We start from the raw sequence: 17909 nt of genomic DNA on the forward strand, positions 1-17909 counted from the left end.
CTGCGACGACCAGGCCACAGGGGTCTCTCACCCCCATCCGCACACACAGCGCCTCATGGCGCACGCGGACCACGTGGAAGGCATCGAGGACGGCGGTAGCGTCTTCGAGTTGTTCATCGATGGCGTTCTTGTACCCAGCGAACGGGTCCAGTGGAGCGACTTCAATTCCGCCCCGGAACTCCTCGCTACGGTCTGCTAGCCACCCTGCGTAGGCTTTGCCGGTGCGGCCTGGCACCAGGTCTAGCAGCCTAGCCTGCACCGCGCCATGTTGGTTTCTGGTGAGGTCGACCATCCCGGTCAGCGCCTTCGGGCCCCGCCGTGCGGGGTTGACGTGATGCCAAATATGTTCGTCGACTCCGAGGGTCTTCACCCCTGTGAAACGCCGCTCATCAGCGGCAGCGGATTCCAATAGCGGCCGGATGGCTGCCCATGCGGTGTGCCAGTCGACCCCGAGTTGGCGGGCCAGGCCCTGGATTGAGAGGTTCTCTCGCCGCATCTGCCGAACGCCCCAAGCGATACAGCGTCGAGTCAGCANACGCCAGATCAGCCGGGCAGGTGTCGCATAGACAGGAGCGTCAATCAGCTCGACCTCTCGCCGGCCAGCACTGACCGCGATGACCCCGCAATCGGGGCAACCGGTGAGGGTCTTTGCTGATTCCACCCACACGATCAGCGCAACCTCCTTGGTTGGCCGGTCCACAGCGGTGACGTGGAGGCCCTCCAGATCAGCGAAGAGATCGCAGTCATGGCAGTAACTGATCTTGCCTGTTGGGCAAGCAGAGACGGGGCGCGTATTCTCGAACATCGGGGTCGGGGTCCTTCTGACGACGTGTTGCTTGGTCGCTACACATCATCGAGGCCCCGGCCCCTTCTTCATGCCCTACTCAAGATCCTCCGCGCGTCGCCAGCCCCACCCCAGATCCGAAGAGCCACGAAACCCGATGTCCTGAATTCTCGTTTTCTGTACTTCTATTTGATTGCGCCCGCGCAGCAAAAGCAGCTTCTCCAGCTGTCAGAAGGGTCAACTGTGGCGCATCTTAATGTTGCGGACATCAGAAACTTTGAAATGCCCACGCTTCCCCCTATCGAAGAGCAGCGGAGCATCGCGGCCACGCTGGGCGCCCTCGACGACAAGATCGACTCCAACCGCTGCGCAATCGGACTTATGGAACAACACGTGCTGTCGCGTTTCCAGCAACTGTTTGATGTTCAACAAGACCCTGCGGGGTTCCCGATCTCCGATCTCGTTCACCTTAATCGGCGTCACAAAGTAGCCAAAGGCTCCATAGCTACCTATGTCGGGATGTCTTCGCTTCCCACTTTTTTTCCGGTAGTTGACGACTGGGAGAGCAAAGCTGTTGGTAGCGGACAGAAGTTCGTCAATGGTGATGTGCTTATGGCTCGCATAACCCCCTGCTTGGAGAACGGCAAGACTGCGGTGGTCGACATGCTTGACGACGGAGAGGTCGGTTGGGGCTCTACCGAGTACGTGGTCCTCTCTCCCCGAGACGAGATCAGCACCCCATGGATTTACTGCTTACTGCGTAGTGAGGATGTCCGTGGCTGGGCCATTCGCCGCATGACTGGCTCATCCGGGCGACAAAGATTTTCACCAGACGGATTCAGCCAATATAGGGTTCCGAAACCTTGCCCAGAGGCTCTAGACGAGTTCAACGAGGAAGCGATTCCCATGTTTCTCCGGATGAGTCAGCTACGGGATGAATCGAAGAAGCTCGAGGCGCTGCGGGATTCGCTGCTTCCTGAGTTGCTGTCTGGTCGTATTCGCGTGCCTGAAGCTGCAGCGGTTCTCGTGTCTCGGTAACTTGATCGAGTTCGCAGTGGCTGCGAGCTAGCCGGCTGTCAAGGACGCGGAGGGCTGGCGAAATCTCGTCCGAGTCTCGGACCTCGTGCTTGACCTTCGGCGCCATGCGCGTCTAATCGGGGATTATGCCTCGGGGCTTTTCGACCTCCTGCGCTACGGGTCAGACTCATTCGAAACAAGTCCTGGGCGTTGAATTCCGTGATTGTAGTGGTCTTTGGCAGACTTGATATATGGCTGATGAACATGTGGCAGAGCTGGTGCAGGCACTCCAAGGCAGTGGGCCGAGTGCCGCGGATTGGATAGGCTCTGTCGCGTCAGCTCTCACGTTTCTTATTGCTGCCGCTGCACTTTTCATTGCGAAGAGGCAGTTGGGGGAAGCGTCAACAGCCCGCGAACAGTCCAAAGCGTTGGAACGCGAGAAGTCTCAGCCCTATGTGGTGGCTTACCTCGAAGAGAACGGTGTCGGTTCCCATATCCACGATTTGGTAGTGAAGAACTTTGGGCAGACAGCCGGTCGCAATATACAGGTCTCATTCGAACCCGCCTTGAACCGAACGAACGGCGCAGAAGGCGTTGAACCAGTTGTACTTCCCGAGGCGATTTCTTTTTTGGCGCCGAGTCAGGAATGGCGAACGGTGTTTGACGTCGCGACGACTCGAGCAGGGCGAGCCGACATGCCAATGATTTACAGGGGCTTCGTCACATACGAAGGTCTAGAGGGCGAACGTCGAAACAGCGACGTTGTAATTGATCTCCACCCTCACAAAGCGCGCATCTACACGGAAGTCTTGGGTGTCCACCACGTGGCTAAGGCACTTCGTGATATCCGCGATACTCACAAGAAGTGGAATGAAGACATTCACGGTGGGCTCAAGGTGTTTTCGCGGGATGGACACGCCAAAGATGGAGCGAAGGCAAGAAAACTCCGGGAATATCAAGAGGAGCGTGCGGCCGAATCGAAACCTCCACAGAGGGGGCACCAAGATTCAGCAGACACGACCAGTGAAGCCCAGGCCGATCCCACGGAGTAGTTGAACGGACGTTTCAGCCACATCTGATGTGCTTGCGTGTTTGACTTGCACTAGCTTCGCGAAGGAAGCAATAGCTCAGTGAGCCTATCGCGTGCAGAGGTGCACGCCGCGTCTGGTGAGGTGCAGCCGACCAGATTGCGCCCCACCGTTGCCGCACCGCCCGGATGCTCTAGTCCGTGTACCACCGGATAGGGTCAAGCGGACGAGACTCTCAATACGCGAGACCCCGCGCTTGACTGCGGAGAGCCGGCTCACGCGTCACGCACCACCGCTCTGATCAGTGCAGCCCGAGTAGACAATCCATACAGTTTCTGTAGTGACTGGTTCCATTCGTGAGTTGAACGGAACTCTTCATGAGAGTTCGGTTTTGAGCCACTACGTCTTCCAGGTCTCGGTCTTAGGCTGTTCCGTCGGGACGTCTATCTCCAGTGAACGCGCGATAGATTACATTGGAATTCCGTGAAGACGCTGCCGGACCGTATGCCTACGAAACGGGTGCAGCCTCGACTGCTCAGTTCTCATAGCCACGTAAAGACTCGGACTCTCTCTCGCTGCGATAGCAGCGAAGGAGAAGGTCCCCGAATGCTCTGGGAGGGTCTACTGCTTCTGCTATCACACAGGAGAATTCCCAAGCTTTACGGCGTATACTTGTGACTACATGTAGTTCATTAGGAGGAGTCATGGCTAGCGCTGTCCCTACATCACTCCGGTTGCCCGCCGATGTGGACGCACGCCTGGAGCGCCTGGCGGCCGAGACCAACCGGTCCAAGTCCTTCTACCTGCGCGAGTTGGTGACCTCTGGGCTGGACCGCCTTGAGTGGGAATACTCCATCGCAAAGCGCGCCGAGGACATTCGCGCTGGACGCCGTGAGACCATTCCGCTGGAGGACGTTGAGCGAGAGCTGGGAATCCAGGATGAGCCGGTGGATATGAGCATCCTGGATGAGGTCGAGTGAGCTGGAGAGTAGAACTCGACTCTGCCGCTCAACGACAGCTCAGAAAGCTCGACCCACAGGCAGCCCGCAGGCTCAGAGACGCACTGCGTGCGTTGGCCTCCCTCGAAGATCCCCGCACCCGCGGCAAGGCGCTCACTGGACCATTGAAGGGGCACTGGCGCTACCGAGTCGGAGACTACCGGATCATCTGCGATATTCAGGATGAGAAGCTCGTCATCATCGCACTGGACCTTGGCCACCGCCGGGAAATCTACGACGGCTAAGAAACATCCAGTGCAAGCAAAGACGATCACCGAACCCCAAGAATTGAGAACCGCCTCTGACCTGCTTGTAGAGTGGTCAGCAACCGCCTGAGGCCTTGAGGGAGGGTGCATGGGGCTCGCCTACAACGAGGAAGCAGTAGAAAACGCTGCACTCAATCAATTGCGCCAACTGGGCTACGAAATTCTTCACGGGCCGGACATCGCACCGGACTCCCTCCACCCGGAACGCGACGAATGGCTCCAGACAATCCTTACCGGCCGCCTCGAACACGCGATCGCGCGACTCAATCCAGAGGCCACCGACGAGCACCACAAAGAAGCCGCCAAACGGTTCCTGCGCGCCGAACACCAGGACCTCATCCTGGAAAACATGCGCAAACACGAGTTCCTCCTCCACGGCGTACCAGTCGCCTACAGCGACAGTGGCCAACAGCGCACCAAACGGCTAAGGCTCATCGACTTCCACGACACTCAAGCGAATGACTGGGTCGCAGTCAACCAATTCACCGTCATCGAACACCGCGACCGACGCCCAGACATCCTCACCTTCATCAACGGAATCCCCGTAGCCCTCTTCGAGCTGAAGAGCCCCTCCACTCAAGGTGCGAGCTTGAAATCTGCCTGGAACCAAATCCAGACCTACCGCGAAGACATCCCCTCACTGTTCACCACCAATGCAGTCACCGTCATCAGCGACTGGTCATCCTCCTCCATGAGCACCTTCACCGCCGGGTTCGAACACTACGCGCCGTGGAAGACCATCGACGGGACTGAGACAGCCTCGGGCACAGCCTCACTCGATGTCCTCATGAAGGGAGTTTTCACCCCACACAGGTTCCTGGATCTGCTGGCTAACTTCATCGTCTTCTCCGAAGAGACCACCTCAACTTCGAGTGGTCAGGCAAAGAACATCATCGTCAAACGGGTGGCCAAATATCACCAGTACTGGGCGGTGAACAAGGCAGTTGAATCCGTCGTCGTCGCTTCCTCTCCTCAAGGTGATAAACGCGGTGGGGTCGTCTGGCACACTCAAGGCTCAGGCAAGAGCTTCGAGATGGTCTTCTTCGCTGGCAAGATTCTGACTGACCCGCGCATGGCCAACCCGACCTTGGTCTTCCTCACAGACCGCCAAGACCTGGACAACCAGCTCTTCGAAGAAGTCTTTGCACCCGCATCAGTGCTCCCCGAACAACCCGTCCAAGCCGAGACGCGGGAAGACCTGAGGGAGAAACTGCGCCGCGCCAGCGGGGGCATTATCTTCACCACCCTGCAGAAATTCGGTGGAGAAGTGGACGGTGAGCGCCTCCTCACCGACCGGCGCAACGTGGTGGTCATCGCTGATGAGGCCCACCGCTCCCAATACGGTCTGCAAACCCGATTCAACGAACAAAGCGGAAAATTCACCGGCGGCCTAGCGAAATACATGCGGGATGCGCTGCCCCATGCCACATACCTAGGCTTCACCGGAACACCGATCGAGTCGACCGACAAGTCCACCAAAGCCGTATTCGGCGACTACATCGACGTCTACGACCTCTCTCAAGCAGTCGCCGATGAAGCCACCGTAAGGATTTACTACGAATCCCGGCTGGCCAAGATCAACCTCGACAAAGAGGACCTAGAAGCCCTCGACCAGCTCACTGAAGAGATCACCGGTGAAGCGGAAGAATCCGCAGCTCAGAAAGCTAAGAGCAAATGGGCGCGCCTAGAAGCCGTGGTGGGTTCTGATGCTCGCCTGGATCTGGTGGCCGCCGACATCGTCAAGCACTGGGAAGCACGGCGGGACGAGATGGCTGGCAAAGCAATGATCGTCACCATGAGCCGCCGCATCGCCGTGGAGCTCTACAAGAAGATCACTACACTCCGACCAGCCTGGCATTCCGAGGACACCTCGGCGGGGAAGATCAAAGTGGTCATGACCGGCTCGGCCGCCGACCCCACCCACTTCCAACCGCACCTCTACGACAAGAAACAGCGCAACCAGCTCAAGGCGCGGGCTAAAAACCCGGGAGATGAACTGGAACTGGTCATCGTCCGAGACATGTGGCTCACCGGCTTCGATTCGCCCTCCATGCACACCATGTACGTGGACAAAACTATGCAGGGCGCTGGTCTCATGCAGGCCATCGCCCGGGTCAACAGGCGCTACAAAGACAAAACCGGGGGGCTGATTGTCGACTACATCGGCATCTTCACCAAGCTCCAGGACGCCCTCGCCGAATACTCGCCCTCCGACCGGGAGACCACCGGGGTGCCCATCGAACAGATGGTCGCCATCATGCAGGAAAAGCACGATGTGGTCACGGCCATGCTGCACGGAGTGGACCACCAGGTGACACCACAGATGAGTGACGCGCAACGCCTTGATGTATATCAGCGCGTGATCAACCACGTCCTGGAGCGCGGCGCTGCCGACACATCTGCGGGCAAAAACCTTACCGAGCGTTTCCTGGATGAGGTCCTTGCCCTCATCAAAGCATTCGCTCTCTGCGGCGCCAGTGACGAGGCCGCGAGAATCCGCGACGATGTGGCGCTCTTTACCGCCGTGCGCGCCGCCATCATCAAGTTTCAGGCACCCGAGTCCGGTTCTGGCGGTTCAGGTGCGGAAGACCTCGACACTGCCATCAGCCAGATCGTCAACCAGGCAATTACTGCTGACCAAGTCATCGATGTCTATGGGTTCGAGGGCAGAGAGAAACCGGAGCTCTCCCTTCTGGATGAAGACTTCCTCAACCGGCTCGCAGCGCAGAAAGACAAGGAACACGTCCACCTGGCAATGCTCAGGAAACTACTCAACGATGAGGTCAAGACCGTACGCCGCACCAATGTGGTCAAGGGTCGGAAATTCTCCGAAATGCTCGACGCCGCGGTCAACAAATACACCAACCAAGCTCTCAGTGCCGCTGAAGTAATTGCCGAACTGGTGAAGGTCGCCAAAGAGATGAAGGGTGAAGAGCAGCGCGCTGAACAGCTGAACCTCTCCGTGGGTGAACTCGCCTTCTTTGACGCACTCGCGCAGAACGGCTCGGCCGTCACTGAAATGGGCGATGAAAAGCTGCGCGACATCACCGTAGACCTCGTCCAGTCAGTGCAGTCATCGGTGACCATCGACTGGCAGAATCGAGACTCCGTAAAAGCCGGCATGCGTTCCAGACTCAGGCGTTTGCTGGCCATCCACGGGTATCCTCCCGACCACCAAGAGCACGCCATTGACCTTGTTCTCGACCAGGCGCAGCTGACCGCCACATATTCAGGAGTGAAGCAATGACTAAGATCGCCATGCTCGGGCTTGGGTCCATGAATGGGGCCATCCTTGCCGGGCTTCTAGGCTCCGGTGTTCCAGCCGAGAACGTCATAGGCACCGCACGGTCTGCTGAGTCGGCTCAGAAGCGTTCGGAGCAGTACGGTGTGCCCATGGTGGCTGAGGAGCACGACGGCGCCGCTAACACCACCGCAGCGGCTCAGGCGGACGTGGTCTTCCTGGGAGTGAAGCCCCACCAAATCGTGGACCTCTGCCGTGAGATCAAAGATGCGCTGAAACCCGAGACCGTCGTCGTCTCCGTAGCAGCCGCGGTGACCATCGACATGATGGAGTCGGCCTTGGCAGAAGGCCAGCCCGTCATCCGCACGATGCCCAACACCCCCATGTCCGTCGGCGAAGGCGTAGTGGGTCTGGCAGCAGGCTCCCATGTGAGCCAGGAACAGACGCAGACCGTGGCTGAGCTGCTGGGCGCCTCAGGCTCTGTGCACGTCCTGACAGAGGATCAGATCGATGCGCTCACGGGCGTGGCCGGATCGGGCCCGGCCTACGCGTTCTACCTCGCCGAACATATGGCCGCTGCCGGGGTAGAGATGGGCCTGGACCCCCAGATCGCTGCAGATTTAGCCGCCCAGACACTCTACGGAGCCGGCAAGATGCTGGTGGAGAACCGCGGACAGAACGATGCCGCGCAGCTGCGCCGAAATGTCACGAGCCCCAATGGCACTACCCAGAAAGCGATCGAGACGTTCGACGCCGCAGATATGGACGCCACGATCCGCGCCGGTGCCAAGGCCAGCTCTTCACGCGCTGCAGAGATCACGCACCAGCTACGCGGCTAGGCAGCCTCAGCCAGCAGCCGGCGAAGCCTGACGGGGTCGATCTTCCAAAAGTCCCGTACCTTGCCGTTGATGCGCAGTACCGGAATTTCCTCGGCAAACTGGGCGCGCAGGGCGTCGTCGTGCTCAATATTGATCTCTTCAGGAGTAATGCCGAACTCTGCACAGACCTCTTCAGTGACCCTCAGCGCCTCGGCGCAGAGGTGGCAGCCCGGTGTGGTGAGCAGATCAACGGCTACCTCGGGGGACTCGGACATGGAGCTCCTCCTGGGGAAAGGGTGGACAGACACGCAAAAGCCCCGGCCGTAGCCGGGGCCGTGCGTGAAGTTGCTACTTCTTATTGCGCCGCTGGTGGCGGGTCTTCCGCAGACGTTTGCGGTGCTTTTTCTTCGCCATGCGCTTACGGCGCTTCTTAATCACTGAGCCCATAGGGTGAACAGTCCTTACGTTGGTGGGTGGAGCAGGTACCTGCCCCGTAGGCCAAAAAGGTCTTGGGGAAGTCTACCGACTCTACTGGTGAAGGGCTAACTAGAGCAGATGAGGTCCTTCAAGCCAAGCCGCTGAACGCGCCGTAGCTTCCCGGCGGCACCTGGCTAAATAGTGTCTGGGGATGTGGGAATCTCCCGCCAGAATGGGACGAGTTCCCCACATCCCGAGACGCTTCTGCGAAAGGGGTCAGTCGAACCAGGGGTCGAGTCCCTGCAGCGGGAAGATCTCCTTGCGTGTCTGGATGATGGCGCGATCTACTGCATCCTCGGGGTCATACCCGAGTTCCCACGTCCTCCACCAGAGTTGAGCGTCGTCATTCATGGTTGCCGGTGTCGAAACCCCGAAGGTGCCGCCGACATAGTCACGCCAGGCCACGGGGGTGGGTGTCTTGAGAGGGATTGGGTGACCGGCGGCCACCGCCGTCAGATGAGCCCAGGCCCGCGGCACCACTCGGTAGATGCTGTAACCACCACCGCCGGTGGCGATCCATCGGTTCTCGGCGAACTCCTCGGCCAGGTGGCTGATGTCGAGGGCGAGCTGACGCTGGCCATCCACACTCATGGTCAGGTCAGTCAGGGGGTCATCGGCATGAGCGTCACAGCCGTGCTGCGAGACGATCACCTCAGGCTCGAACGCTCTGACCAAAGCTGGGACGACCGAGTGGAAGGCACGGAGAAACCCCGAATCGCCGGTAGTGGCAGGTAGTGCAATATTGACCGAGGTGCCAACCGCCTCGCCCTGACCAGTCTCATTGGGGAAACCGGTTCCTGGGTAGATGGTCGTACCGCTCTGGTGCAGAGAGATCGTCATGACCCGAGGGTCGGCGTAGAAGATGTCCTGGGTGCCGTCACCATGATGGGCATCGACGTCGATATAGACCACGCGCCGGGTGCCGTTATCCAGGAGGTGTTGGATGGCTAGCGCGGCATCGTTGTAGATGCAGAAGCCGCTTGCCCGGTTGCGGGCCGCGTGGTGCATGCCGCCAGCGAAGTTCACCCCATGGACTGCGCGCCCGGCAACTATCTCCTGGGCAAGATGAAGGGTTCCGCCGGCGATACGGGCTGCGCTGGTGTGCATATCGGCGAAGACTGGGACGTCATCAGTGCCGAGTCCGTGCTCGGGAGAAGATTCTCCGGAATCGGAACAGGAGCTGACCGCGGAAATGTAGCTGCGGTCATGGACGGTGGCCAGGGCGTCGTCGTCAGCAATGGCCGGGGCGGTGAGGGTGAGGTTAGCGGCGTCGAAGATTCCCAACTCGCGGCTGAGCCGCTCCGTCAGATCAAGCCGTACCGGGTCCATCGGGTGGGAATCCGTGAACCGATGACTCATCAGCTCAGGGTCCCAGACCACAGTGGTTGGGAGTGATGCAGAAGTTGAGCTGGAAATCACCTTTAGAGCTTACGTCACGCTGCTGCCACTGCGTCAACGAATGCGAGAAGTATCGGTCAGCTGCTCTTCGACGGCAGGCCACACTTGTTTGAGCACATCTGCCCAGGTGATCACGCCGAGGAACTGTTGCTCCTGGCGGACCACGGCCAGCTGCTCACCGTTTTCGCGCATACTCTGGAAAGCCGCGTAGACCGACGTTCCAGCTGCAACGACCAAAGCAGGCCGGGCGAGCGATTCTGCCAGATGCTCCTCAGCCGCTTCGAGGGTGTCCCTGACGTGCACCACTTGGGGCGCCTGGGTTCTCTCCGGGGCGATCAATATCCGAAGGTGGCCGCTGCGTTCGGCGGCACGTTGAATGTCCCCCACCGTGGCAGTGGCAGGTACCTGAGTGGGAACAGTGGTGCGTGTGGCCAGCACATCATCCACAGTCAGCGACTCCAGACCGATGATGCGTGAGATCTGGGATCCGGAAGCCTCATCAAGAACACCGGCACGAGTAGAGTCCTCCACCAGGCGTTGAATGGTCTGAGAGTCGTAGCCGGCTGCGGCCGCCCTGTCGATGGGCTCGACACCAGTTGCGGCTACGAGCCTGTTGGCCATGCGGTTAATCCACGTCAGTAGTGGGCGGAAGAGACCGATGAAGGCGCGGGCAGGCAGAGCGATCAGTCGAGCGGACCGTTCAGGATGGGCGATAGCCCAGGACTTCGGGGTCATCTCACCCACAACAAGGTGGAGGAAGGTCACCAAAATCAGTGCCAGACCGAAGGCCACAGCGTCAGCAACCCATGAGGCAAGACCCCATGCCGTGAACAGGGGCGTCATCGCGTAGTGGACCGCAGGCTTGGTCACCGCCCCAAGAGCGAAAGTGCACGCCGTGATGCCTAACTGGGCGCCAGCGAGCATGATGGTCAGTTCATTGAGGCTGCGCAAAGCGGCTCGGGAGGACGCGCTGGACTCGGCTGTCTCTTCCAAGCGATGCCTGCGGGCTGCGAGGAGAGAAAACTCGATGACGACGAAGAACGCTGACAGGACGATGAGCGCCACCGTCACAGCAGCAACGACCACGGCGTTCACTTCGTCTCCTCACGTTCGGCGGTTTCTGCGTGGGCGATCGTGAGGGCGACTCGATGAGGAACGTGCCGGTCGACACTCAGAACGGTCACATGCAGTTCGCGGCGCACAATGAAGTCTTCGCCGTAGTCGGAGGGTGCAGGAGGCATCTCGAACTTCACGATCTCTCCGACGTCCAAGAGGTCACCTGCTTTGGTCATCAGCAGTCCGGAGAGGGTCTCATAATCGCCCTCTGGGAGCGGGCAGCCCATCTTTCGTGCGACTTCGTCCAAGTGCACATCCGCATCGGCTTCCCACTCGCCGTCGGTGACCTCAGTAATCGCGGCCGGCTCTTCGTCGTCGTGTTCGTCCGTAATCTCCCCGAAAATCTCTTCGGCAAGATCCTCCAGAGTCACGATGCCGGCGAATCCGCCGTATTCGTCGATGACACACGCCATGGCAGACGTTGTCTCCTCGAGTTTCTTGACGGCTTCTGGCAGCGGCATCACAGTCGGGACAATAACGGGTTCGCGCATGAGCTCAGTGACTGGGGCGCTGTCCTCGAGCGTTGAACCGAGAACATCCAGGAGATGGACGACGCCGACGGGTTCGTCATGCTGGTCGACGACTGGATAGCGGGTGTGTCCTGTGGCCATCAGGAGGCGGACTTCACCTACTTCTGAGCTCGGGTGGACGCTATCGGCTCGCGAACGCGGGATCATGGCGTGTTCGACGTCATGCTGCGGAAAGTCCAACACCCGGTCCAGCGCCAGATAAAGGTCCTCGGGGAGCTCTCCGGTGTCTCGCGAGTTGGAGACGATGTGTTCCAGATCCTCAGCAGTGGCATTGGAATCCACGTCATGGACTGGCTCAATGCGCATGAGCCGCAGCAGAGCGTTGGCTGCCACATCGAAGACACTGATCAGCCACCCGAACAGCATCAGGTAGATCCTGGTGGACCCAGCCATCGACTGTGCCAGCGGTCCTGGATTGGCGATGGCGTAGTTCTTTGGAAACAGCTCACCGAAAATCATCTGGACTACGGTGGAGAGTGCGAGAGCGACTGCAGTGCCGACGGTGATGCTCACGGCCGGTGGAACACCCACGCCACCGAAGATCACACTCAGCGACTGGCCTATGAGCGGCTCCGCAACTGTGCCAACCAGCAGCCCCGTGACGGTGATGCCTAACTGAGCTCCGGAGAGCATGAAGGAGGTGCGTTGGGTAATCTTCAGAGCTTTCTCAGCTCCGCGATCGCCACTGGCCGCTTTGCCACGCAACTTGTTTCGGTCGACGGACATATACGCGAACTCTTGAGCGACGAAGTATCCGTTGGCCGCAATGATGATGAGAGTGAGGATGACTCCCGCGGTGAGAGTCAGGATCGCCGTCAGCATAGGTTTTCTGCTGACCGGCGTTTATCGGTTTCCACTGAAGTGGAAGCACCTCCTGGAAGATGACTGGTAAGTGATTTAGATGATACAGCTTCTCGCTGCCGTGTCCTACGCGTGGTCGGCGAAGTATTCGAGCTGTGAGACGTCGCCGCTGACCACAATGGTGTCACCGGGGGAGACCTTCGTGTCCGGCTGGGCATAGACAAAGTCCTTGCCGGGGGATTTCACGCCCACGACGTTGACCTGGTGGCGCTTACGGGGCTGCGATTCGTTGATGGTCTTGCCCTGCAGCGCTTTTGGTGGCCTCATCTTCACGATGGCGAAGTCGTCGTCGAACTTAATGAAATCCATCATCTGGCCGCTGACTAGGTGCGCGGCCCGGACACCAGCGTCGTGTTCGGGATAGATCACGTGGTGGCAACCGATCCTAGTGAGGATTTTGCCGTGAGTGGGGTTGATGGCTTTGGCCCACACCTGGTTGACGCCGAGGTCTACCAAGTTCGCTGCGATCAGCACGCTGGACTCGATAGAGGTGCCGACGCCGACGACTGCAGAGTCAAAGTCTTCGGCTCCCAGCTGGCGCAGGGCCTCAATGTCGGTGGCATCGGCCTCAACGGTGTGCGTGAGTGCGTCCGCGTACTTCTGGACCAGGCTGCGGTGGCGGTCCACGGCCAAGACTTCCTTATCCTGATCGACCAGCTGTTGGGCTAGGGCAATGCCGAACCGGCCCATGCCGATCAGCAGCACCGGCTTGTTGGCCTGTTGATTCTTAGCCAATGATCGGCCTTCCTTCCGGATAACGGTAACGAACTCGCTTTTGGCGGACAGTGAGAGCCGCCGCGAAGGTAATGATGCCCACACGCCCGGTGAACATGAGAATCGAGAGGACATAGAGGCCCGAGGGTGGGAGCTCTTCTGTGAGACCAGAGGTCAGGCCTACGGTGCCGAATGCTGAGACCGACTCATAGAGTGGGCGTTCTACATCCTGACCACTCACCATCATCAACGCGAGAGTGGAAATCAGCACTGCCGTGGCGCCCATTGCGACAACTGAGACAGCCACGCGGACAGCCTGGGCGGGGATGGTCCGCCCGTGGGCGGTGGATTCTTCATGACCGCGCGCTTCGGCGAGGAACGCTAGGAAGATCACGGCCATGGTGGTCACCTTGATGCCGCCAGCAGTGGAAGCGGACCCTCCGCCGGCGAACATGAGGGCGTCGGAGATCAGCATCGTTTCCGAGGATTCCATGTTCGACTCCACTACGGAGAATCCGCCGGAGCGCATGTTGACTGAGGCGAAGAGGGAGCTCTGCAGCTTCTCTAGCCATCCCATATCGCCGATGGTGGCGGTGTTGTTCCACTCCAGGAAGGCGTAGACCACCGCTCCGATGAGCAGCAGGATGGTGGTGACCTCGAGGGTGAGTTTGGCGTGGAGGCTCCAGCGTTTGATGTGCCAACGGTAGCGCCACAGCACGTAGAGCACAGGGAAGCCCAGGCTGCCCAGAAATACTCCCACCATGATGGTCCACACCACGACAGGATCGTTGCCCACTCCGCCGAGCCCATCAGGATGGATCACAAAGCCGGCATTGTTGAAGGAGCTGACGGAGTAGAAGAGCCCGTACCAGGCTCCGCGAACGACCTCGCCCTCCAGAGCGATGAGCCGGGGGATCAGCACTATGGCCAAGGCCGTCTGTACCACGACTGAGCAGATGATGACTGTCTTGAGGAGCTGACCGACCTCTCCTAGCCGGCCGGTAGACATTCCTTCCTGAGCAATCAGACGTGTGCGGAGCCCCAGATGGCGAGTCACTGAGACTGCCAACAGAGCTGCCATGGTGATGATGCCCAAGCCGCCGACTTGGATGCCGACCAGAATGACGATCTGTCCGCCCAGAGTCCAGTGGTCGGCGGTATTGACTGGCGTCAGGCCTGTCACGGTGACTGCCGACGTGGCCACAAAGAGCGCCTCGTGAACGGCGGCTGAACTCCTGCCCGGTGTGGCCCACGGCATCATCAGCAAAGAGGTGAAGAGGCCAATGACAACGGCAAAGATGAGCAGGGCTGTGCGCGGAGGGGAGGACTTGGAGAGCCTGCCCAGCATCCCCATGGTCCTCTTCCAGAGTGAGCGCTCGTAGCGCAGTTCAGCGTCCCCTTGTGGCACGGAGCCATAGTACGCCCCTAGACGAGTTGAGGCCCGGCTGTTTCCAGCCGAGCCTCAACCTTAGGTAGTCAGCGCTCGTTTGGGCGCTGCTACGAATGCTTAGTCTTCTTCGATAATCAGCGGGTATACGCCGTTTTCGTCGTGGACCTCGCGGCCGGTGACCGGTGGATTGAACACGCACACCATGCGCATCTCTTCTTCCACCTGCACACGGTGCTTCTCATGGCCATCCAGTAGGTAGAGGAACCCGTCGGTGATCTTGTGCTCTTTGCCGCTCTCGAGGTCCGTCAGGGTGCCTTTGCCGCCTACACAGTAGACAGCCTCCACATGGTTGGCGTACCAGAACTCATTGTCGGTGCCGGCTCGCAGAGTGGTCTCGTGCAACGAGAAACCCACCTTCTCTTTGCCGAGCACCATGCGGCGAGAACGCCAATTCGGGGTATCAATATCGCGATCGGTGCCGTTGAGGTCATCGATGTGCAGTGTGTACATGAAGTCTCCGTTCAGTGAGGGAAGCTGGGGTGTGGCGGTCTCAGTGAGGGGGGCGCAGGCGGCTCGGCTCACCGCGCTGTCCGGTGGCAGCCAATACAGCGTCCTCTAGGATCTCCAAGCCTTTGTGGAGGTCCTCTGAGCTGATGTTCAATGCCGGCATGAGCTTGACGACCTCATCCTTAGGGCCTGAGGTTTCGACCAGCATGTTGCGCTTATAAGCTTCAGCGGCAACTTTGCCTGCCGTGTCAGGCTCAGGGAAACAAATGCCGGAGAGGAAACCGCGTCCGCGGATTCCTGCACCTTTGACATGCTCGGCAATTTTGGCCATACCCGTATGGAGCTCTTCGATCTTGCCAGCGAGTTCCTTCTGGAAGGTGTCATCGGCCCAGAAGAGTTCCAGCGCCCGTGCTGCTGTGACGAAAGCTAGGTTGTTCCCACGGAAGGTGCCGTTGTGCTCACCCGGCTCCCACACATCAAGCTCGGGCTTGAACAGTGTCAGTGCCATCGCGAGGCCGTAGCCGGAAATGGACTTCGACACGCAGACGATGTCTGGGTAAATACCCGCTTCTTCGAAGCTGAAGAAGCTGCCGGTGCGACCGCAGCCTGCTTGGACGTCGTCGACAATGAGCAGAATATTGTGCCTACGCAGCAAGCTCGAGAGACCTCGGAGCCATTCGGTGCGAGCGGTGTTAAGGCCGCCTTCGCCCTGAACGGTTTCTACGATGACGGCGGCGGGTTTATCCACACCAGAGCCGGAGTCTTCCAGGACCTTTTCCAGCCAAAGGAAGTCTGGGATGTCGCCGTCGAAGTAGTCGTCGTAGGGGATCTTGGAGGAGTTGGTCAAGGGAATGCCAGCGCCCTTGCGCTTCATGGAGTTACCTGTGACCGACAGTGCGCCGAGCGTCATGCCGTGGAAGGCGTTGGTGAAGGACAGGATGTGCTGCCGGCCGGTGACTTTGCGGGCCAGTTTCAGTGCAGCTTCAACAGTGTTGGTACCTGTCGGTCCGGGAAACATGACTTTGTAGTCCAGGTTCCTGGGCTCCAGGATGATGCGCTCGAAAGTCTCCAGGAACCGCCGCTTGGCAGGAGTGTTCATATCCATGGAGTGGGTCACCCCAGAACCGGCCACGTAGTCAACAACCAAGTCCCGCAGTTCTGGGAGGTTGTGCCCGTAGTTCAGCGCGCCAGCTCCGGAGAAGAAGTCCAGGTAGCGGGATCCATCCTCAGTGAACTGGTAGCAGCCTTCGGCTTTCTCAAAGACGGCCGGCCAGTTCTTGCTGTAGCTGCGCACCTGGGATTCGCGGGTCTCGAAAATGTCAGTAGCCATAGTGGTATCTCAGTCCTCAGTTACTTGTCGTGAACGATGTGATGTCAGCGATTCAGAGGTTCTACGATGTGAAGATCCTCTGCGGCGTGGGTCTCGCCAGATTCTTCTGCAGCGGGGAACAGATCCTCAGTAAACAAGGATCGTCTCTCAAGCTCTGTGCCGTGCTCTCGCGCCAGAGCGGTGAAAAGTGCGATCGACGCCTCATTGTCAGCGGTGATCGTCGTCTCCAAGCGCGAAGCTCCAGTGCGCTGAACGAGCTCGAAAAGCATCTTCTTCGCCAGCCCGCGGCCGCGGAACGCCGAGTCCACAGCCACTTGCCAGATAAAGAGCGTGTTGGGGTCCGATGGCTTGGTGTAGCCCGAAATGAATCCAGCTGGTTCAGCCTCCACCTCTGCGATCACACTGGATGAGGCGAAGTCGCGAGCCCACAGCAGGTAGGCGTATGGGGTGTTGGTGTCCAAGACACCGGTCCCCTTGGCGAGTCGCCAGAGGTCCGCACCGTCAGCCACTGTGGGTGCTCGGAGAATTATCAGTTCGTTTGGTTGGGCAGAACTATTATCGGCATTCATCTCTCTCCACATTAGCAAGTTCCTCGCCGCCGCGAGGCGCAAGCTCCGTAGGACAGGTTGCTACTTACCGCTAGCAGCAACTGCATGTGCCTGCCTTAGCGGGAGCCTGAGAACGTCTTAAGATTCGCTGTGAGTCTGCTCTGACCTGGTGACATGCAGTGATGTGAGCTGTAGCGTCAACCTCGTAACGTCCCCAAGCGAAAGGAGATTCTCAATGGGTCTCGGAGACAAGTTTGAAGCAGCCAAAGACAAAGTCAGCGGTTCCACTAAGGAGGCCGCAGGTAAGGCAACTGACAACTCGGAGCTGGAGGGTGAGGGCAAGGCCCAAAAACTCAAGGGCAAAGGCAAAGACGCTGTCGAGTCAGTGAAAGACACTGCCAAGGACGCCAAGGGTCAAGCCAAAGGTGCCACTGGCGGCGCCGACGACACGAAGTAGTAACGAAAAACCTCACGACCAGCGGCACCGGAAAAGCTTCTCAACCGAGGGGCCGACCCGGTGCCGCTGTCATTGTGTAGACCAAAGAATTCTCCGGGGTCCAGAATTCTTTGCATGCATTCTCCGAATTCTTGTGATAAGTTAAATCTTGACACTGTACAGACCGAGCCTTTGAAAGGAGGGGCACCATGAAAATGCTAGAGAAAATGAATCCGGGCCAGATGCTTCGGTTCTCACTCAGCACCGCGACAGCGGTCCGCATGCCCCTCGGTGGCGGTCCAGTGTCTTACATCAGCTGAGTCGAGCGCCCGCGCTAGACGCCACTGATCTCTCATTTCTTTTTCGTGCAACTCCTATGCGGCACAGCTGCGTTCACCGCACCTTGCCTGCCCTCACATTCCGTGACATCAATTCACTGAGTTGCGCGTC

Annotated in this window: 18 protein-coding genes; 7 read left to right on the forward strand and 11 right to left on the reverse strand. The window is 59.1% G+C overall.

The window, feature by feature from the left end; genetic code table 11:
* Positions 1-805: transposase (locus tag FEF26_RS09860; RefSeq protein WP_138253372.1), on the reverse strand; the 805-nt coding region annotated here is incomplete at its 3' end.
* Here FEF26_RS09860 and FEF26_RS09865 point away from each other — a divergent pair.
* From FEF26_RS09865 to proC, 6 genes are all read left to right on the forward strand, one after another.
* The gene (locus FEF26_RS09865; protein ID WP_138253373.1) at positions 746-1822 is read left to right on the forward strand and encodes a restriction endonuclease subunit S; all 1077 of its coding nucleotides are present in this window, start codon (positions 746-748) and stop codon (positions 1820-1822) included. The two genes, FEF26_RS09860 and FEF26_RS09865, sit on opposite strands and share 60 nt — an antisense overlap.
* Before the next feature lie 230 nt (positions 1823-2052).
* Positions 2053-2853: a hypothetical protein gene (locus FEF26_RS09870; RefSeq protein ID WP_138253374.1), complete on the forward strand. Its 801-nt coding sequence runs from the start codon at positions 2053-2055 to the stop codon at positions 2851-2853.
* 680 nt (positions 2854-3533) lie between these two features.
* On the forward strand, positions 3534-3809 hold the full coding sequence (relB, locus tag FEF26_RS09875) for a type II toxin-antitoxin system RelB family antitoxin (RefSeq protein ID WP_138253375.1): 276 nt from the start codon (positions 3534-3536) through the stop codon (positions 3807-3809).
* On the forward strand, positions 3806-4072 hold the full coding sequence (locus tag FEF26_RS09880; protein ID WP_138253376.1) for a type II toxin-antitoxin system RelE family toxin: 267 nt from the start codon (positions 3806-3808) through the stop codon (positions 4070-4072). The genes relB and FEF26_RS09880 overlap by 4 nt, the downstream gene beginning before the upstream one ends.
* A 109-nt stretch (positions 4073-4181) precedes the next feature.
* Positions 4182-7340 (forward strand): type I restriction endonuclease subunit R, encoded by a 3159-nt coding sequence (locus tag FEF26_RS09885; RefSeq protein WP_138253377.1) that lies wholly within the window; start codon positions 4182-4184, stop codon positions 7338-7340.
* The gene (gene proC, locus FEF26_RS09890) at positions 7337-8173 is read left to right on the forward strand and encodes a pyrroline-5-carboxylate reductase (protein ID WP_138253378.1); all 837 of its coding nucleotides are present in this window, start codon (positions 7337-7339) and stop codon (positions 8171-8173) included. The genes FEF26_RS09885 and proC overlap by 4 nt, the downstream gene beginning before the upstream one ends.
* Here the strand turns inward: proC and FEF26_RS09895 are convergent.
* The 10 genes from FEF26_RS09895 to ectA all read right to left on the reverse strand — a co-directional run bounded on the left by FEF26_RS09895 (position 8170) and on the right by ectA (position 17044).
* Complete coding sequence (locus FEF26_RS09895; protein ID WP_138253379.1) at positions 8170-8427, reverse strand: glutaredoxin family protein; 258 nt, start codon at positions 8425-8427, stop codon at positions 8170-8172. The genes proC and FEF26_RS09895 overlap by 4 nt on opposite strands.
* Before the next feature lie 73 nt (positions 8428-8500).
* Positions 8501-8599 carry a 30S ribosomal protein bS22 gene (locus FEF26_RS09900; RefSeq protein ID WP_081652675.1) on the reverse strand — a complete coding sequence of 33 codons (99 nt, stop codon included), beginning with the start codon at positions 8597-8599 and terminating at the stop codon, positions 8501-8503.
* Between the two features lie 246 nt (positions 8600-8845).
* Positions 8846-9988 carry an acetoin utilization protein AcuC gene (locus FEF26_RS09905; RefSeq protein ID WP_138253380.1) on the reverse strand — a complete coding sequence of 381 codons (1143 nt, stop codon included), beginning with the start codon at positions 9986-9988 and terminating at the stop codon, positions 8846-8848.
* A gap of 93 nt (positions 9989-10081) precedes the next feature.
* The gene (locus FEF26_RS09910) at positions 10082-11122 is read right to left on the reverse strand and encodes a CNNM domain-containing protein (protein ID WP_138253381.1); all 1041 of its coding nucleotides are present in this window, start codon (positions 11120-11122) and stop codon (positions 10082-10084) included.
* Positions 11119-12495, reverse strand: coding sequence for a hemolysin family protein (locus tag FEF26_RS09915; RefSeq protein ID WP_138253382.1), 1377 nt, complete (start codon positions 12493-12495; stop codon positions 11119-11121). Before FEF26_RS09915 ends, FEF26_RS09910 begins: the two co-directional genes overlap by 4 nt.
* A gap of 105 nt (positions 12496-12600) precedes the next feature.
* Entirely contained in the window at positions 12601-13239 is a 639-nt protein-coding gene (locus FEF26_RS09920; RefSeq protein ID WP_279536486.1) for a potassium channel family protein, read from the reverse strand.
* Positions 13240-13261: 22 nt separating this feature from the next.
* Positions 13262-14656 (reverse strand): TrkH family potassium uptake protein, encoded by a 1395-nt coding sequence (locus tag FEF26_RS15935; protein ID WP_138253384.1) that lies wholly within the window; start codon positions 14654-14656, stop codon positions 13262-13264.
* Between the two features lie 99 nt (positions 14657-14755).
* Complete coding sequence (locus tag FEF26_RS09930) at positions 14756-15148, reverse strand: ectoine synthase (RefSeq protein WP_138253385.1); 393 nt, start codon at positions 15146-15148, stop codon at positions 14756-14758.
* 40 nt (positions 15149-15188) lie between these two features.
* A complete protein-coding gene (gene ectB, locus FEF26_RS09935; protein ID WP_138253386.1) occupies positions 15189-16475 on the reverse strand; it encodes a diaminobutyrate--2-oxoglutarate transaminase in 1287 nt (428 codons plus the stop codon).
* A 44-nt stretch (positions 16476-16519) separates the two neighbouring features.
* Complete coding sequence (gene ectA / locus FEF26_RS09940; protein WP_138253387.1) at positions 16520-17044, reverse strand: diaminobutyrate acetyltransferase; 525 nt, start codon at positions 17042-17044, stop codon at positions 16520-16522.
* A gap of 214 nt (positions 17045-17258) precedes the next feature.
* Between ectA and FEF26_RS09945 the strand changes: the two genes are divergently transcribed.
* Entirely contained in the window at positions 17259-17480 is a 222-nt protein-coding gene (locus FEF26_RS09945; protein ID WP_138253388.1) for a CsbD family protein, read from the forward strand.
* The last annotated feature ends 429 nt before the right edge of the window (positions 17481-17909 follow it).

Origin of the sequence: Nesterenkonia salmonea, assembly GCF_005771525.1 — a bacterium.
GTDB lineage: Bacteria > Actinomycetota > Actinomycetes > Actinomycetales > Micrococcaceae > Nesterenkonia > Nesterenkonia salmonea.

Coding starts and splice junctions, on each gene's coding strand:
- FEF26_RS09930 (WP_138253385.1), bottom strand. CDS start 15,148: ATGTACACACTGCACATCGATGACCTCAACGGCACCGATCGCGATATT.
- FEF26_RS09865 (WP_138253373.1), top strand. CDS start 746: ATGGCAGTAACTGATCTTGCCTGTTGGGCAAGCAGAGACGGGGCGCGT.
- relB (WP_138253375.1), top strand. CDS start 3,534: ATGGCTAGCGCTGTCCCTACATCACTCCGGTTGCCCGCCGATGTGGAC.
- FEF26_RS09900 (WP_081652675.1), bottom strand. CDS start 8,599: ATGGGCTCAGTGATTAAGAAGCGCCGTAAGCGCATGGCGAAGAAAAAG.
- FEF26_RS09905 (WP_138253380.1), bottom strand. CDS start 9,988: ATGAGTCATCGGTTCACGGATTCCCACCCGATGGACCCGGTACGGCTT.
- proC (WP_138253378.1), top strand. CDS start 7,337: ATGACTAAGATCGCCATGCTCGGGCTTGGGTCCATGAATGGGGCCATC.
- FEF26_RS09915 (WP_138253382.1), bottom strand. CDS start 12,495: ATGCTGACGGCGATCCTGACTCTCACCGCGGGAGTCATCCTCACTCTC.
- FEF26_RS09895 (WP_138253379.1), bottom strand. CDS start 8,427: ATGTCCGAGTCCCCCGAGGTAGCCGTTGATCTGCTCACCACACCGGGC.
- ectB (WP_138253386.1), bottom strand. CDS start 16,475: ATGGCTACTGACATTTTCGAGACCCGCGAATCCCAGGTGCGCAGCTAC.
- FEF26_RS09885 (WP_138253377.1), top strand. CDS start 4,182: ATGGGGCTCGCCTACAACGAGGAAGCAGTAGAAAACGCTGCACTCAAT.
- ectA (WP_138253387.1), bottom strand. CDS start 17,044: ATGAATGCCGATAATAGTTCTGCCCAACCAAACGAACTGATAATTCTC.
- FEF26_RS09870 (WP_138253374.1), top strand. CDS start 2,053: ATGGCTGATGAACATGTGGCAGAGCTGGTGCAGGCACTCCAAGGCAGT.
- FEF26_RS09945 (WP_138253388.1), top strand. CDS start 17,259: ATGGGTCTCGGAGACAAGTTTGAAGCAGCCAAAGACAAAGTCAGCGGT.